Origin of the sequence: Streptosporangium sp. NBC_01810 (genome assembly GCF_035917355.1) — a bacterium.
In the GTDB taxonomy this organism is placed as follows: Bacteria; Actinomycetota; Actinomycetes; order Streptosporangiales; family Streptosporangiaceae; genus Streptosporangium.
Map to the genome: position 1 here is coordinate 2,124,739 of NZ_CP109070.1, position 15,766 is coordinate 2,140,504.

Consider the following 15,766-nt stretch of genomic DNA (forward strand, 5'->3'; position numbering starts at 1 on the left):
CCTCACGGTACGCGCTTGGCGCGGCGCCGCAACGAGGCGAGGATCCCGGGGGCGTCGATGACGCCGTAGCCGTGGTCGTGGTCGAAGCCGACGTCGCTCCGGTCGTCCGCGGTGCGCCGGAGCAGGGTGCGCAGCTGGCCGGGGGTCAGGAGCGAGGAGGGCCAGCGGGTGCGCACGGCCGCGATCAGGCCTGCGGTGACGGGGCACGCGGCCGAGGTGCCGGAGTCGGCCTCGTCGTCGCCGAAGGCCCGGGAGCCGGAGAAGTGGGTGTAGGCGCACAGGTCCGGCTTGCGGGCGACGAGGCGGCCCGGACCCTGTGAGGAGTAGCCGACCCGCTCGCCACGGGTGTCGACGCCGCCGATCGACAGAACGCGCGGATGGGAGTTGGCGCCCGTGATGGGCCGATCCGGGTAAGCGCACCGGCCGTCAGGGCAGTCACGCCCGCAGTTTCCCGCGGCGAACAGCACGTCGGCGCCCGCACGCTCCAGGCTGGAGACGATCAGGTTGAACGGGTGGGCCGGGTTGTCGGAGTAGTTGCCGGGGTGACCGGCGGGGAAGTCCCAGCTGGGAGAGAAGGAGCCCCAGCTGTTGCTGACGACCAGTGATCGCGAAGCGGCGGGCTGGGCTTCGAGGACGGTGCGCAGGTGGGCGAAGGCCGCCACCGCGTCCGACAGCAGGCCGTCCAGGGCCGAGCCGCCGGGCCTCCGGGAGAGTAGCACGGGCACGTCGATCAGCGACGCCCTCGGGGCGGCGATGAGCGCGTCGAAGGCGCACATCGTGCCGTGGTCGACAGGGAACTCACCCGCCCTGCCCTCCACCCCCGACGGTTTCCAGCTGCGCCGTTCGTCGACGGTGACGTCGCGGCCGAGGTGCCGGGCGACGTGCGCCGAGTTGATTCCGGTGTCGAGCACCGCGAGCGCGACGCCCGAGCCGTCGAGGCCGTCGCGAGCCAGCTCGGTGACGTGGAGCAACCGCTCCACGTCCCGCCAGTCGCCCATCGGGGGCGTGCCGCCGCAGGTGAGGCCCCGCTCGATCACCGGGTCGGCGAAGACCCCCACGACGTCTGGGCGGAGCGTGGGCAGCAGGGTGATCCGGGTGGATATCTCGTCGTCGGAGATCTCCCCGCGGACCAGGACAGAGGCCTCGTCGTCGGCGAAGGAGAACGTCAGCGGCTGGTTGAGCGAGAGGGGATCGCCTCCGGCGCCGGGTATCGGACGGGGGGCGACGACAGGCGAGAAGGAGGGGTCCACGACGACCCCCGGTAGCGTGTCGGCGACGTCGACCGCCGCCGTGCTCACCGAGGGGTCGGCCACGGCCGCGACGACGTCGGGGGAGGGGCGGAGCTGGAGCAGGACTCGCATGTGCACCACCGGGACTCGGGGGAATCGGGTTCCACCACATTCCTGCATCCACCTCGATCGCGTCCAGCCGTTGAAACCAGCCCCTATCAGGCTCCACACCACCTAACCGGCGCAAACAGCGAGCATGGATTTCCTTCCCTGAGCGAGTACCGGTCACTAGCGTTGGACGGCATGACCGCAGCGGCGGAGACGACGCCACCCCCTCATCCCGATGTCCGGCACACGCACTGGCTGGGCACCCGGCCCAGGCTGATCGTGGCCAGTGGTTTCATGCTCTTCCTGGAGCTGGCTTTGATCCGGTGGACCGGGTCGAACATCGTTCATCTGAGTTACTTCACCAACTTCGTCCTGCTGGGATCCTTCCTCGGTATCGGGCTCGGCTTCCTGCGGGTGGGGCGCAGTACCCGACAGCCCTACTACTCGCCGATCGTGCTGGCGGTCCTGGTCCTGGTCGTGCTGATCTTCCCGGTGACCGTGGACCGCCAGACCGAGGGCGTCCTGTACTGGACGAGCCTGAGCGCCAGCGGGCCGCCGGCCTGGCTGATCCTGCCGGTGATCTTCGCCGCGGCGGCGATCGTGCTGATGGGCCCGGCCGAGCTGGTCGGCCGGTGCTTCCCCGAGCTCGACCGGCTGGAGGCCTACCGCTACGACCTGATCGGCAGCCTCAGCGGCATCGGGCTGTTCACCGCGCTGTCGTTCCTCAGCGCGCCCCCGGTGGTGTGGGGGACGATCGCCGCGATCGTCTACGCGGTGCTGCTCTGGCCCCGCAGGGTCTGGGCCCGGGTGGCGCTGCTGGTGCCGTCGCTGGTCATCGTCGGTGCCCTCGCGATGGAGACGCTGACGGCGGGGGCGCTGTGGTCGCCCTACTACAAGGTGACCTACGAGCGTGGCTACTGGAACGACGTGCCGCTGATGGACATCAAGGTCAACGGCATCCCGCACCAGCAGGCCACCCCGGCGAAAAGCCGCCTGGAGTGGGAGCGCCAGTACGCCCTGCCGTACGAGCGGGCCGCCTCGGGCAGGCTGGACGACGTGCTGATCGTGGGCGCGGGCAGCGGCACCGACGTGTCGATCGCGCTGTCCAAGGGGGCCAAGCGCGTTGACGCCGTGGAGATCGACCCCAAGCTGCTTGAGCTCGGCCGCTCCTACCACCCGGACAGGCCCTACGACGATCCCCGGGTCACCACCCACGTCACCGACGGCCGCGCCTTCCTGGAGAGAACCTCCGACAAGTACGACCTGATCCTCTTCGCGCTGCCCGACTCGCTCACCCTGGTCTCCGGGGCGAGTTCGCTGCGGCTGGAGAGCTACCTGTTCACCCAGCAGGCGATGGAGGCGGCCAGGGACCACCTCAAGCCCGGCGGTACCTTCTCGATGTACAACTACTACCGCGAGACCTGGCTGGTCGACCGGCTCGGCGCGACCATGCAGGCCGCCTTCGGCCACAAGCCCTGCGTCGACATCGTCAGCGAGGCCGGCCAGCAGGCGGTGATCACCGCAGGTCTCACCACCGAGGCGCAGACGTGCGGCGCCGAGTGGGCGGGGGCGACCGCCGACACCCCGCCGCCGAGCGGTGACGACCGGCCCTTCCTCTACCTGAAGGACCGGACGATCCCGCAGATCTACATCATCACCCTCGGCCTGATCCTCATCGTCAGCCTGCTCGCCGTCCGGGCCGTCGCCGGCCCGTACCGGCGCATGCGCCCGTACGCCGACCTCTTCCTGCTCGGCGTGGCGTTCCTGCTGCTGGAGACCAAGAGCGTCACCGGGTTCGCGCTGCTGTTCGGCACCACCTGGGTGGTGAACGCGATCGTGTTCGGCGGAGTGCTGGTCGCCGTGCTCGCCGCGGTGGAGGTGACCCGACGCTTCAGGGTGCCGTCCCTGCCGGTGATGTACGGTGTGCTGCTCGCCGGGCTGGTCCTGGCCTGGTTGGTGCCCAACTCCTGGCTGCTGGGCCTGCCGCTGCCGCTGCGCGCGGTGGTCGCCGTGGTCGTGGCGTTCCTGCCGATCTTCGCGGCCAACGTGGTGTTCGCCAAGCGCTTCGCCGACTCCGCCGACGCCACCGTGTCCTTCGGCGCCAATCTGCTGGGCGCGATGGTCGGCGGCTGCCTGGAGTATCTGGCACTGGTCATCGGCTACCAGGCGCTGCTGATCGTGGCGGGCCTCGTCTATCTCGGCGCCTTCGCCCTGCTGCCCAGGACCACCAGGACCGTCGGGGCGGGCTGAGCCGGGGACACGGCGGCCCCGGCGGGCGCGGGTTCGAGGAAAAGCGTGGCCCGTCCTCCTCCGGGAGGACGGGCCGGCTGCGCGCGGGGTGGTCGTTGGACCGGTCAGAACCCGCAGGCATCGTCCAGCGACTGGGCGTTGCCGTTCTGGGTGGGGGTCTGGCTCGGCTGGACCGTCGTGCTCCTGGAGGGCTTGGGCGTGGCGGCGGGCGTCGCGCCGCTCGTGCCGGGGGAGGCGGTCACCCCCGCGGCCTGGGGGCGGCGGGCGGGCCTCAGCGACTGGCGCAGCGTCCTGGCGGTCGCGGCCCGGATCTTTTGCCAGTCCGGCGAGCCGGTGTAGAACTCCGGCGGCACGAACTGGAGGCTGACGATCCTGGCGTCCTTGACCTTCAGCCCCAGTTCGGTGATGTGCTCAAGCAACTCGCGGGGAATGTCGGTCTTGGCGGACTTCTTGGCCGCATTTGCGATCTTGGCGAAGTTGGTGAGCACCACCGAGGGAGTGGCCTGCTGGGCGAAGGCGCCGATGACGCAGCGCTGGCGGGCCATCCGGGAGAAGTCGTCGCTGCCGACGCGGGAGCGCCCGTACCAGAGTGCCTCCTCGCCGGAGAGCTTCTGGTATCCGGTCTTGATGGTCCCGGCGGTGCCGTAGAGGCCGCCCCACGGGACGTCGCGCTCCACCTTGATCCTCAGACCGCCGATGGCGTCGACCAGGTGGGCGAAGCCGTACATGTTCACCAGGGCGTAGTAGTCGATCTTCAGATTGAGCGTGTAGCCGATGGCGTCCATGAGCGCCGCGGGGCCTCGCTGCCCCGTCTTCTTGCCGGGCATGACCTCGGGGTGGTCCTCGGCGTACTGCCAGACCTCGTTGAGCAGGCCGCCGTTGGGCAACTCGCGCATGAAGCCGTTGGGGAACTGCTTGGCGAGCGTGGTGCCCGGTGTGAAGCGGACGTGCTGAAGGTTACGGGGAAGGCTGAACATGGCGGTGTTGCCGGTCGCGACGTGCACGCTGGCCACGTTTATGCTGTCGGTCCGCACGCCTTCCCGGTTCCCGGCCCCGTCACCGCCGATGAGCAGGAAGTTCACCCGATCGCGCCCGCCCCACGGGTCCTCGTGCTTGATAGGTACGGCCGACGCTTTGTCCGCGTTGCTCTCGAAGATGCTGTTGGCCGCGTCCTTGATGGTCAGCACGGTGCTCGCGGTCAGCGCGAACGGCGCCATCACCGACACGCACAGCAGGCCCACCGCGATGCCCGACACGATCTGCCCCCTGCCGCTGAGCCTTTCCGGCCCCAGGGAGATGTAGGAGAAGAGCACCAGCAGGAACCAGGCGATCGCGCCGACGATGGCCAGGGTCGCCCCGGTCGTCAGCGTGCTGTCACGGGCGAAGAATCCGGTGTTTCCCCCGCCGCTGAGGACGAGCCCGCCGACCAGGGCGGTGAGCAGCAGCACACCGAAGATCGTTAGCAGGATGTATCCGACACGGCGGCGTCCCGACCGCAGGTGCGCCGCACCGGGGAGAATCGCCGACAGTGCGGTCCAGCCGATGAGCGCGCCGACCGTCAGCGGCCTGGCGAAGCGGGGCCGTCCGCCGGGACCGGGTGGTGGTCCACCGGGACCGGGTGGTGGTCCACCGGCCGGTCGGGGTGGTGGTCCGCCGGGACCGGGTGGTGGTCCACCGGCCGGTCGGGGTGGCGGGGGGAGCGTCCCCTGTCCATCGGGAGCGCCCTGGGCCCCGTCTGACACGTTGTGAACCTGGGGCGCGTCGGGCGTGCGAAGGGGAGCCTGTGTTTCGGCCGGACTCTGCGCGCCGCCGTGGCCTGTATCGGCGCCCGCACCGGGACCCCCGCTGCGGCTCCCGCCGCGACGCCGGGGGCGCCGTTTCCCGCTTTCGCCGGCGAGATCCCCCGAGTCTTCCCCAAGGTGCATCGTCACACCGCTTCCTACTACGTTTGCCCCGGTCCACCTGGCAAAACAGCCAAGGTTCCCCGATTGAACGGAATTTGCCAGGATTCTAGTCCCCATACCTGGACATGACAGACAGATGGCCAATCTACGGTGAATGGTCTCTTAACCTGCGGCGTCACCTATGAGGTCGGTGCCGGTCGGATGCCGCTCTTCTCGTGGCCCGGTGCGGGCACCGGTTGTCGGCTCACCGGCGAGCCAAGGTCACGGGGGTTCCGGGTGACGGAGACGGCTCCCCGGGCGAGGGCGGTGAGGGCCGAGAGCGGCCCTGAGCCGCCCGTACGGGTGGTGCCGGATGTGGTCCCCGGGGTGGTGGGGACGGCTGAGGGTGCTGTTCGCTGACTGTCAAGCTGTCTCCCCGGTTAATCCGAGGTCCGGTATGCACTACAAGTCCGGACCTTTGCCGAATTCGGGGCGTAAGCATACTGATTTATCATCCGTCACGGATGTCGCTGCATTCGATTACATTCCGAAATCATCCAAGGTGATCTCTGTGATGTGCCGGACCGATCCGGGGCACGTGTCCTAGCTTCAAACCATGAATCTGCAGCAGCTCCGCTATGTGGTCGCGACGGCGGAGCATCGCACCATGACCGACGCGGCCAGATCGCTGTACATCGCGCAACCCGCGCTCTCCCGTGCGATCAGGGATCTGGAACGAGAACTCGGGATGACGTTGTTCGCACGTTCCGGACGTGGCGTGGTCGTCACGGCGCAGGGACGCCGGGTGGTCAAGCTGGCCCGGGAGGCACTCGACGCCGTTCGCGAGATCGAGGCACTGTCCACGCACGGCCACGCATCCGAGGCGGAGCTCCGCATCGCCTCGATACCCAGCCTCGAACCGGGGCTGGCCGGTCGCCTTCTCCCCGCGTACACCGCGGAACATCCCGGGGTACGCATTCACATTGTCCGCTGTGACGGGCGGGACGGCGTGGTGAGCGCCATCAGGGACCAGCGGGCCGACCTCGGCCTGACGGATCTGCCCGTCCCCACCGATCTGGTCAGCCACCCGCTGGAGCGCCAGGAGATCGTGCTGATCTCCCCGCCCGGTGTGGACCTGCCCGACCCGGTGCCGATGAGGAGACTCAACGGCATGCGGCTGGTGCTGCCGGTTCCCGGCAGCTCCCGGCGCAGGGAGTTCGACGCGCTCTTCGCCAAACACGGTGTGGCCCCCGTGGTGGCGACGCAGCTCGACGAGCGCGGCAACTGGCTGGGCACCGTCCGTTCGGGTACGGCCTCGATGCTCTGGTACCGGGGGATGGCCGAGCAGGCCGCCCGCGCCGGACTCGTGGTCCGCACCCTCGATCCCTCGGTCCGCCGGGTGATCGCGATCGTTCACGCGCGACGGCGGCTGCCCGCCATCGCCCAGGAGTTCCTGTCCGTGGCCGAAAGTGGGTCGGCCGCGTAGGAGCCCCGAGGCTCGTCAGTTTTCCCCAAGTTTCCCCCAGAGGCGGCGCAGGTGGGAGCGCCGTCCTCTCCGAAGCCGGGCTATAGGCTCGGTCTCGATGACTATTCTGCAGCTGCGAGGCCGTGAGTTCCGGCCCGGCGAGTTCGCGATCATGGCGGTGGTCAACCGCACCCCCGACTCCTTCTTCGACCGGGGAAGGACGTACGGTTTCGAGGCGGCCCTGGAGGCGGTGGACGGCGCCGTCGCGGGAGGCGCGGACATCGTCGACATCGGCGGCGTCAAGGCGGGTCCCGGCGACGAGGTCGACCCCACCGAGGAGATCCGCCGGGTGGCCGACCTGGTCACCGCGGTCAGACGACGCCACCCCCGGCTCATCATCAGCGTCGACACCTGGCGCGCGGAGGTCGGCGAGGTCGTCGCCGAGGCGGGCGCCGACCTGCTCAACGACACCTGGGGCGGGGTCGACCCCAACCTGGCCGGTGTCGCGGCCAAGCACGGCATCGGCCTGGTCTGCGCGCACGCCGGACGGGTAGCCCCCCGCACCCGCCCGCACCGCATCGCCTACACCGACGTGGTCGCCGATGTCATCGGCTACACCGTCGACCTCGCCGAGCGCGCCGTCGCCGCGGGGGTGCCCAGGGAGTCGATCCTCATCGACCCGGCGCACGACTTCGGTAAGAACACCTGGCACTCCCTGGAGGTCAGCCGCCGGCTGAACGAGATGGTCGCCACCGGCTGGCCGGTGCTCGTCGCGGTCTCCAACAAGGACTTCGTCGGTGAGACCCTCGGCGGGCTCCCGGTGGACGAGCGTCACGCGGGAACCATGGCCACGCTGGCGGTCTCCGCCTGGCAGGGAGCCCGGGTCTTCCGGGTCCACGACGCCGCGTCCGCACGCGCCGCCCTGGGCACCGTCGCCGGGCTCCGGCGATGACGCCGGCGCGTCAAGAGTAGATGACCGACAGGAAGCGGATCAGGACCGCCTCCCGGCGGTCGGCGGGAAGGGCGTCCAGGACGGCGTTGACCACGGCCATCTCCGGCTGTCCCGAACCGCCTGGATCCACCCCGACCGCGGCCGCCAACTCGCCGAAGGCGGCGTCGTCCAACGCGTCCAGATCCAGGCCCGCGACCAGCTCCACGCTCAGCCCGGCGGCCTCGGCGATCTGGCTGATGGACGTGCTGTCATATCCCAGGGCGGCGAACAGGCTGGTCGCGACCCGGAGGATCGGCTCTCGCCGGCTGCCGTCACCGGAAGTCATGAATGTGACGTTAGGTGTTGATCGATCACCTGGCCAAGGAGGCCGGTGACAAGCCTTGGTCAAGATAGGGGAAGTCGTACGACAGCTCGGAGGCCCGGTGAGGCGTCCTCCAGGTGGACCGCGCCGCCGTGGGCGTGGACCGTCTCGCGCACGATCGCCAGACCGAGACCGGCTCCGCCCTCGTCGCGGCTGCGCGCGCTGTCCAGCCGGGTGAAGCGGTCGAAAACCCGCTCCCGGTCGAACTCGGGAATGCCGGGCCCGTCGTCGGTGACGGTCAGCACGGCGTCGGCTCCCTCGGCTCGCAGCTCGACCAGTACGGAGGTACGGGTGTGCCGGAGCGCGTTGTCGACCAGGTTGGCCGGCACCCGTCCCAGATCCAGCGCGTCCCCGGTCACCACGATCGGGTCGTTGCCGATCCTCACCGTGACGGCCTGGCCGTACCGCTCGACGGTCTGCTGGACCAGCTGGTCCAGCTCCACAGGCTCCCTGCGCGCCGGTGTACCGCCGCGCTCGTCCAGGCGGGCCAGCGCGAGCAGGTCCTCGGCCAGCCGGGACAGGCGCATGGTGTCCTCCAGCACGCCCTCGGCCGTCTCCCGCCAGTCCTGCCCCCCGGGATGGCCGAGCGCCACCTCCAGCTGGAGCCGGATGCTCGCCAGCGGGCTGCGCAGCTCGTGCGCCGCGTCCGAGACCAGGGCCCGCTGCCGGATGTCCGCCTTCTCCAGCCGGGCCAGCATCGCGTTCAGCGTCGTGGCCAGGCTGTGCACCTCGTCGCGCGCCTCGGGCACCGGCAGGCGGCGCGAGCGGGCGGTGTCGGTGATCTCCTCCGCGCCCCGGCGCAGCGCCGCGATCGGCCGCAGGGTCCCGCCGATGATCACCCAGCTGACCCCGGCGAGCAGGATCAGCAGCAGCGGCGTGCCGACGAGCAGCACGTGCCCGGCCGTGGAGATGCTGGTCTGCACCTCGCTGAAGGGGCGCGCCGCGATCACCGTCCTTCCCCCGTCGGCGCTGAGCACCCGGACTCGCAGCACGTGCGGGATGCCGTACGGCTTCCCGTTCAAGAAGCGCGCCTCGGCCGCGCCGATCGCCTTGGCTCGGCAGGCGGCGTTCAGCAGCGGCACCAGCCTGTCGGTGCCGGCGGTGGTGTGGGTGATCCGCCCCGCACCGTCGATCACCTGCAGGAGCGTGCCGTCCGGCGAGGTCATCTCGCCGGGCAGCCGCCCGGCGTCGGCCAGTGAGACAGTCTCCCTGGCCCGCTGGTAGATCGAGTCGTCGATGGTGCTCAGCAGCGCGTTGCGGAGCACGCCGATCATCACGTACGCCGAGACCACGAGTGCCACCGCCAGCACGGCCGAGGCGACCGCGGTCAGCCGGAAACGCAGGCTCCTGCGCCGCCACAGGCCGACCGCTCGACGTTTTCCCCCCGGTGCCGCGCCGGTCGCCGGGAGCGGGTCGGCCGGGGGAGCCCGGCGGGGCCGGGGCGCGGAATCAGCCGCCATGTCAGCCGCCATGTCAGCCGCCATCGCCGGCCAGCCGGTATCCCGCTCCCCGCACCGTCTGCAACGCGTTCCTGGAGAACGGCACGTCGATCTTGCGCCGCAGATAGCCGACGTAGACCTCGACCACGTTGGGGTCGGTGTCGAAGGTGTCCCAGACGTGCTCCAGGATCTCCGTCTTGGAGACCACCTCGTCGTGGTGGCGGATCAGGAACTCCAGCAGCGCGAACTCCCTGGGCGTCAGCTCCACCGGCGTCTCGCCCCTGGTGACGCGCCGCCGCGCCGGATCCAGTGCCAGGTCCCCGGCCCTCAGCACGGACGGGCGCCGGTGCGCGCCGCGCCGCAGCAGCGCCCTCAGCCTGGCCACCAGCACCACGTACGAGAACGGCTTGGTCAGGTAGTCGTCGGCGCCGAGGTCGAGCCCGTCGGCCATGTCGTACTCGCCGTCCTTGGCCGACAGCATCAGGATCGGCACCCAGTTCTCCTCCGCCCGCAGCTGCTTGCAGACGTTGTAGCCGGAGATCCTGGGCAACATGATGTCCAGCACCATCACGTCGTACTCGCCGTGCCTGGCCTGGTGGAGGCCGTCCTCCCCGTCGTGCGCGAGGTCGACCACGAACCCCTCGGCCTGCAACCCCCGCCGCAGGGCCGCGGCCATCCGCCGCTCGTCCTCCACGACGAGAACCCGCATGATCCACCTCTTCCCTCACCTCGAACGTCCCCATCCTCGACCACCCGGCCTGAGAGGCGGCTGAGAATCCTGTGAGTCCTCTCAGACTGTCTCAGCCTCGGCACAGGAGCCGTCCAGCAGGCTGCTGCTTACCGGGATCGACGGCATACCGTGGAGGAATGAGATGTCAGAACGAGCGAGACGCGGACGCACGGTGAGATGGGCCGTGCCGGTCGCCGCGGTCGCGGTGATCGCCGGAGCCATCGGAGCCGGGCCGGTCATCGCAGCTGTCCAGGGGGATCCCATCCTGCCCGAGCGTACCGCCGAGCAACTGCTCGCGAGTGCGGCCCAGGCAGGCCGGACCGGGTTGAAACCCATGTCGGGCACCGTCATGCAGACCGCCTCGCTCGGGATCCCCGGACTGCCGGAGGTCTCTGGCATGGGCGGATCCTCACCCGCCGCCCTGCTCGCGGGCTCGCACGAGCTCAAGGTCTGGTACGGAGGAGCGGGCAAGGTCCGCTTCGCCCTCCCCGGCCGGATGAGCGAGACCAACCTGATCACCAACGGCGACCAGGTCTGGCTGTGGCAGAGCGACGAGAACAAGGCCACCCGCGTCAAGGTCGAGGGCGGGGAGCAGGGTGAGGGGGCGGCCCGCGCCCACGAGGCGCTGCCCACGGCGACCACGCCGCAGCAGCTCGCCCAGCAGCTGCTGCAGCGGGTCGGCGCCGACACCGTGGTCAGCGTGAGCAACACCGAGAAGGTCGCCGACCGCGCTGCCTACCAGCTCGCGTTCGCGCCCAAGGACACCTCGTCCCTGATCAAGGAGGTCAAGCTGGCGCTGGACGGGGAGACCCTGGTCCCGCTGCGGGTCCAGGTCTACGCCAGGAGCGCGGCCGAGCCCGCCTTCGAGGTCGGCTTCACCTCGGTCACGTTCTCCCCGCCCGCCGCGGAGAACTTCACCTTCACCCCGCCCGCGGGCGCCAAGGTCGAGGAGACGTCGATCGGCGAGATCCTCAAGGAGCAGAAACCGGTGCAGGACGAGGGGCTCGAAGACGCGCAGAAGCTCAAGGGCGAGGTCAGCACCGTCGGCGACGGCTGGACCACGGTCGCGGTGCTCCCCGTCTCCGAGCGGGAGCTCACGGGCGGGGCACCGGGACAGGGCGGGGCGCCGGGCCAGGGCGGGGAAGCCGCGGGACAGGACATCGGCGCGATCGGCGACGCCCTGCTGAAGTCGGCCAAGCCGATCAGCGGGACGTGGGGCAGCGGCAAGGTCATCCAGACCAAGCTGCTCTCCGCGCTGCTGACCGACGACGGCCGCCTGCTGGTCGGCGCCGTCACCCCGGAGAAGCTGTCCGAGGCGGCCGGTCGAAAATGAGCCGGACGCCGACAGACGCCGGGCCGGCGATGGACGCCCCCGGATCCCACCTCGGGGATCCGGGGGGCGGTGCCCGGCGAGAGACGCCCGGTGCGGAGCTCTCCATCGTCACCAGTGGGCTGACCAAGCGGTTCGGGAGCGGGCAGGTGGCCGTGGACGCCCTCGACCTCGCCGTGCCCAGCGGGTCGGTGTTCGGCTTCCTGGGCCCCAACGGTTCGGGCAAGACCACCACCATCCGCATGCTGCTCGGCCTGGTGGTGCCGACGGCGGGCGAGTGGCGACTGCTCGGCACATCGATGCCGGGCGGGGTGGGCGGCGTGCTGTCGAGGGTGGGGGCACTGGTCGAGGGGCCGGCCTTCTACCCCTACCTGTCGGGTGAGGCGAACCTGCGCCGCTACGACGCCGCCGACCCGTCGGCCGACCCGCGCACCGTCTCGGCCAGGATCGGACTCGCCCTGGAACGGGTGGGCCTGGCCGCCGCGGCGGGCAAACGCTATCGGGCCTACTCGCTCGGCATGCGCCAGCGGCTGGCCATCGCCGCCACGCTGCTCGGCCCCAGAGAGCTGTTGATCCTCGACGAGCCGACCAACGGGCTGGACCCGCAGGGCACCCGCGAGGTACGCGGCCTGGTCAAGGAGATAGCCGCCGAGGGGACCACCGTTTTCGTCTCCTCCCACCTGCTGGCCGAGGTGGAGCAGATGTGCTCCCACGTCGCGGTCATGCGGACCGGGCGGCTGGTCGCGCAGGGACCCATCGCCGACCTGCGAGCCTCGGAGACGGTCAGGATCCGGGTGGAGACCCCCGACACCGCGACGGCGGCGGCCGTGCTCGCCGGGCTCGGCCTGCCGGAGGTCCGTCTCGGTGACGGCGGCGTCAGCGCGGCGCTGGGAGCCGTCCTGCCGGAGCGCGTATGCGCGGCCCTGGTCACAGGCGGGGTCGCCGTCCGCGGCCTGGCCGTCCAGCGGCCAAGTCTCGAGGACGTGTTCGTCGGCCTGACCGGGGAGGGATTCGATGTCGACGGTTAGCGGGAAGGAAGCCGTGTTCACCGAGAACGCCGTACACGCCAGCCCTGACCATGCTCCGTCCCCGGCGGCGGGCTCCGCACCGGGCTCCGCACCGGGCTCAGTGCCGGGCCCGGCCATGGCGGCGGGTGGGCACGCGGCCGGAGGCCCGATTCCTGCGCGGCGGGCGGTGAGCGCCCCCAGGGCGTGGCTGCGGCTGCTCGGCTCGGAGATCGGCATGACATTCCGGCGGCCCAGGAACCTCGCCATGCTCGCGGTGCTCACCGTGATCCCGGTACTGATCGGCATCGCACTGCGGATGTTCGCCGGAACCGGCGGAGGCGGCGGTCCGGCGATCTTCGAACAGATCACCGGGAACGGGCTGTTCCTCACCTTCGCCGCGCTCTCGCTCCTGGTGCAGCTCCTGCTGCCGGTCTCCGTCGCGGTCGTCGCCGGAGACTCGATCGCCGGGGAGGCGGGCATCGGCACGTTGCGCTACCTGCTCGTGGCCCCGGCGGGCCGGACCCGCCTGCTGGCTGTCAAGTACGCGGGTGTGGTCGTCTTCTGCCTGGCCGCCGTCACCGCGGTGGCGCTGTCCGCGCTCCTGACCGGCCTGGTGCTGTTCCCGGCGGGCCCGATCACGCTGTTGTCCGGAGGGACGATCCCGTTCCTCGACGGGCTGCTGCGGATCGGCGTCGTCGTGCTGTACGTCACCGCGGGCATGGCCGCCCTCGCCGCCGTCGCGCTGGCCATGTCGACCCTGACCGAGGTGTCCGTCGGAGCCATCGCCGCGACAGTGGTCGTCGTCATCGTGGCCCAGGTCCTGGGGGCCGTTCCGCAGCTGTCCGCGATCCAGCCGTACCTGCTCACCGAGTGGTGGAACGGCTTCGACGGCGTCCTGCGGGACCCGGTGGCCACCGGTGACATGGGGCAGGGCCTGCTGGTCTTCGCCGCCTACGCCGCCGTCTTCTGCTCCATCGCCTGGGCCCGCTTCACCGGCAAGGACATCACCGCCTGAGCTCCTGCCCCGACGGGCGCGCTCGAAGGCGCAGTGGTCTCACGGTGAGCCGGCCCCGGAAAGGTCCTTTCCGGGGCCGGCTCGCACAGGATCAGGAGGCGCGGCCGCCGCGGCGCAGGCCGAGGGCGCCGACCACGGTCCCGACCAGCCCGAGCACCAGGCCGGCCCCGCCGAGCAGGCGGGCGGTTCCGTCCGAGCCCTCGGAGGAGGAGGCGGGGGCCACCGACGGCGCGGCCGGTGCGGCGACGGCCGACGGCGTCGCGGAGGCGGAGGCGTCGTGACCGTCACCCTCGGCGGAGGCGGGGGTGAGCTTCAGCACCGGGGCCGGCCGTTCGACCTCGGAACCGTCGGCCTTGGGCTCGTCCGCCCACTTGACGACCTCACCACCGGTGTAGGTCTGGGTGGTGGGGAAGACGAGCTGGTCGGTGTCGGTGGGCAGCTTGCCCATGGACACCTCGAACTCCTGGAACTGGCCGGGCTCGATCCGCCCACCCGACCAGACGACCTTCGTGACCGCCTCGGTGAGCTCGCCGTACTCGGTGGTGACCGGTTTGGGCAGCTTGCCCTCCAGCACCTTGACCTTCCACCCGGGTACCGGCTTGACCGAGACGAACGCCAGCGGGTGGTCGACGGGGAAGGTCACCTCCAGCTTGGTCGTCGAGGCGTCGTCACGCTCGTTCGGGACCCGGAAGGCGACCTTGGTGAAGCCGCCCTGCTGGGCGCTGTTGGGATTGATGGTGACGTGCGCGAGAACGGGCAGGGCGAGACCGAGAGTGAGGGCGGTGACACCGGCGGCGACGGTGACCAGGCGGCGGGCATGGAAAAGCGGCATGGGAGTTCTCCACTTCGGGATTTCATGATTTCGGGGGGATGGGTCAGGCGGCGGGGAGTGGAGGACCGCGCCGGCTGACGGAGTGACGGAGGACGGCACGCGCGAAGACGGGCGTGACCGGGGTACGGGGGGAGCGCGGCGGAGCCGGGGCCTCAGCCGGGAGCGGCAGCAGCCGGAACATCGCGCCGAGGCGGTGCCGGGCCGAGCGGAGCAGCGCCCACAGGGCGGTCTCGCCGCGGGCCAGCCACCATCCGGTGACCAGCGTCGCGGTGAGGTGCGCGAGGAGCATGCCGAGACTCTCGCCCAGCCCCCTGACGTGCGGGTGCGGGGCCACTGGAATCCCCGCGGCGCCGCCCAGGAGGAACAACTCGTGCAGGGACAGTTGCAGGACCGACAGCCCGGTGCTGATCGCCACGGTGGACCGCTCGCGCCCGGCGAGTAGCACGCTGATCGCCATGACCGCGGCCCCGCCGCCCGCCACCGCCCACGGCTCCGGCCCGGAACCGCCCGCGACCACGTGGCCGAGGACGGCGAGCGTCACGCAGACGGCCGAGAAGGCGGCCGCGCGCATGAGGCGTAATGGGAGGCGGGCGCGCATGGTGCCCCATATGCTCTCACGCCTCTGCGATGTCTGCCGTTTTAAGATTTTTGTCGCTATGGTTGCCGCGATCCTGACAGATCCTTCAATCCGAGGTGGTAGGGATGCGGCACGTTTCTGGGGTGCTTGTCGGATTGGTTATGGCAGCGGTGCTGCTCTTCGGCGCCGGTTGGGCGGTGCAGGAGGCGGGGGCGAGCCTGGTGCCCCTTCCCGCGGAGAGCGACTCGAAGATCTGGATCGCACTCGGCGTGATGGCCGCCATCGGCCTCCTGGTCGGCCTGGTGGTCGCCGGCCGCGTCTCCCCGCTGGCCACCTTCGTCCCGTCGATGGTGCTGCTCGCCTGGACCGTGGTGTACGCCCTGGACGTCAGGCGCGCCATGGGCCTGATTCCCGACGACCCCGCCTTCCATCGGCTGCTCCTGCAGGCGGGGCGCGGCATGGGCCTGCTGCTGACCACCGGTGTCTATGCCCTCCTCGGCGTTCTGCTGTTCCTGCCGGTGCTGATGCCATCCCGCTGGGCGCCGCGGTTCCGGGACGAGGAGGAGTAGGAGGAGTCCGGAGAGCGGG

15 protein-coding genes are annotated in these 15,766 nt (G+C 70.8%); 7 read left to right on the top strand and 8 right to left on the bottom strand.

The window, feature by feature from the left end; translation table 11 throughout:
- Positions 1–2: 2 nt before the first annotated feature.
- Complete coding sequence (locus tag OIE13_RS09695; RefSeq protein WP_326829894.1) at positions 3–1,361, bottom strand: S8 family peptidase; 1,359 nt, start codon at positions 1,359–1,361, stop codon at positions 3–5.
- A 171-nt stretch (positions 1,362–1,532) separates the two neighbouring features.
- Here OIE13_RS09695 and OIE13_RS09700 point away from each other — a divergent pair, with 171 nt between their 5' ends.
- Positions 1,533–3,587, top strand: coding sequence for a spermidine synthase (locus tag OIE13_RS09700; RefSeq protein ID WP_326829895.1), 2,055 nt, complete (start codon positions 1,533–1,535; stop codon positions 3,585–3,587).
- A 104-nt stretch (positions 3,588–3,691) separates the two neighbouring features.
- On the opposite strand, the gene OIE13_RS09705 is transcribed toward OIE13_RS09700, so the two are convergent.
- The gene (locus tag OIE13_RS09705) at positions 3,692–5,035 is read right to left on the bottom strand and encodes an LCP family protein (protein ID WP_326829896.1); all 1,344 of its coding nucleotides are present in this window, start codon (positions 5,033–5,035) and stop codon (positions 3,692–3,694) included.
- A gap of 110 nt (positions 5,036–5,145) precedes the next feature.
- Positions 5,146–5,301 (bottom strand): hypothetical protein, encoded by a 156-nt coding sequence (locus tag OIE13_RS09710; RefSeq protein WP_326829897.1) that lies wholly within the window; start codon positions 5,299–5,301, stop codon positions 5,146–5,148.
- A 785-nt stretch (positions 5,302–6,086) separates the two neighbouring features.
- Here OIE13_RS09710 and OIE13_RS09715 point away from each other — a divergent pair.
- Together OIE13_RS09715 and folP are read left to right on the top strand one after the other, a co-directional pair.
- On the top strand, positions 6,087–6,956 hold the full coding sequence (locus OIE13_RS09715) for a LysR family transcriptional regulator (RefSeq protein WP_326640910.1): 870 nt from the start codon (positions 6,087–6,089) through the stop codon (positions 6,954–6,956).
- Positions 6,957–7,053: 97 nt separating this feature from the next.
- Positions 7,054–7,887: a dihydropteroate synthase gene (gene folP / locus OIE13_RS09720; protein ID WP_326640909.1), complete on the top strand. Its 834-nt coding sequence runs from the start codon at positions 7,054–7,056 to the stop codon at positions 7,885–7,887.
- A gap of 10 nt (positions 7,888–7,897) precedes the next feature.
- On the opposite strand, the gene OIE13_RS09725 is transcribed toward folP, so the two are convergent.
- From OIE13_RS09725 to OIE13_RS09735, 3 genes are read right to left on the bottom strand one after another with little or no spacing between them, the layout of a single operon-like run.
- Positions 7,898–8,212 carry a TetR family transcriptional regulator gene (locus OIE13_RS09725; protein ID WP_326829898.1) on the bottom strand — a complete coding sequence of 105 codons (315 nt, stop codon included), beginning with the start codon at positions 8,210–8,212 and terminating at the stop codon, positions 7,898–7,900.
- 59 nt (positions 8,213–8,271) lie between these two features.
- Positions 8,272–9,708 (bottom strand): sensor histidine kinase, encoded by a 1,437-nt coding sequence (locus tag OIE13_RS09730; RefSeq protein WP_326640905.1) that lies wholly within the window; start codon positions 9,706–9,708, stop codon positions 8,272–8,274.
- Between the two features lie 13 nt (positions 9,709–9,721).
- A complete protein-coding gene (locus tag OIE13_RS09735) occupies positions 9,722–10,396 on the bottom strand; it encodes a response regulator transcription factor (protein WP_326640903.1) in 675 nt (224 codons plus the stop codon).
- A 193-nt stretch (positions 10,397–10,589) separates the two neighbouring features.
- Here OIE13_RS09735 and OIE13_RS09740 point away from each other — a divergent pair, with 193 nt between their 5' ends.
- From OIE13_RS09740 to OIE13_RS09750, 3 genes are read left to right on the top strand one after another with little or no spacing between them, the layout of a single operon-like run.
- Positions 10,590–11,750, top strand: a complete 1,161-nt coding sequence (locus tag OIE13_RS09740; RefSeq protein WP_326640902.1) for a LolA family protein — start codon at positions 10,590–10,592, stop codon at positions 11,748–11,750.
- Positions 11,747–12,775: an ABC transporter ATP-binding protein gene (locus OIE13_RS09745; protein ID WP_326640900.1), complete on the top strand. Its 1,029-nt coding sequence runs from the start codon at positions 11,747–11,749 to the stop codon at positions 12,773–12,775. The genes OIE13_RS09740 and OIE13_RS09745 overlap by 4 nt, the downstream gene beginning before the upstream one ends.
- On the top strand, positions 12,762–13,769 hold the full coding sequence (locus OIE13_RS09750; protein WP_326829899.1) for an ABC transporter permease: 1,008 nt from the start codon (positions 12,762–12,764) through the stop codon (positions 13,767–13,769). The genes OIE13_RS09745 and OIE13_RS09750 overlap by 14 nt, the downstream gene beginning before the upstream one ends.
- A gap of 91 nt (positions 13,770–13,860) precedes the next feature.
- Here OIE13_RS09750 and OIE13_RS09755 read toward each other — a convergent pair whose 3' ends face one another.
- Both OIE13_RS09755 and OIE13_RS09760 read right to left on the bottom strand, forming a co-directional pair.
- The gene (locus tag OIE13_RS09755) at positions 13,861–14,601 is read right to left on the bottom strand and encodes a YcnI family copper-binding membrane protein (protein WP_326640896.1); all 741 of its coding nucleotides are present in this window, start codon (positions 14,599–14,601) and stop codon (positions 13,861–13,863) included.
- A gap of 43 nt (positions 14,602–14,644) precedes the next feature.
- Positions 14,645–15,172, bottom strand: coding sequence for an MFS transporter (locus OIE13_RS09760; protein ID WP_326829900.1), 528 nt, complete (start codon positions 15,170–15,172; stop codon positions 14,645–14,647).
- A gap of 167 nt (positions 15,173–15,339) precedes the next feature.
- Between OIE13_RS09760 and OIE13_RS09765 the strand changes: the two genes are divergently transcribed.
- On the top strand, positions 15,340–15,747 hold the full coding sequence (locus tag OIE13_RS09765) for a hypothetical protein (protein ID WP_326640892.1): 408 nt from the start codon (positions 15,340–15,342) through the stop codon (positions 15,745–15,747).
- The last annotated feature ends 19 nt before the right edge of the window (positions 15,748–15,766 follow it).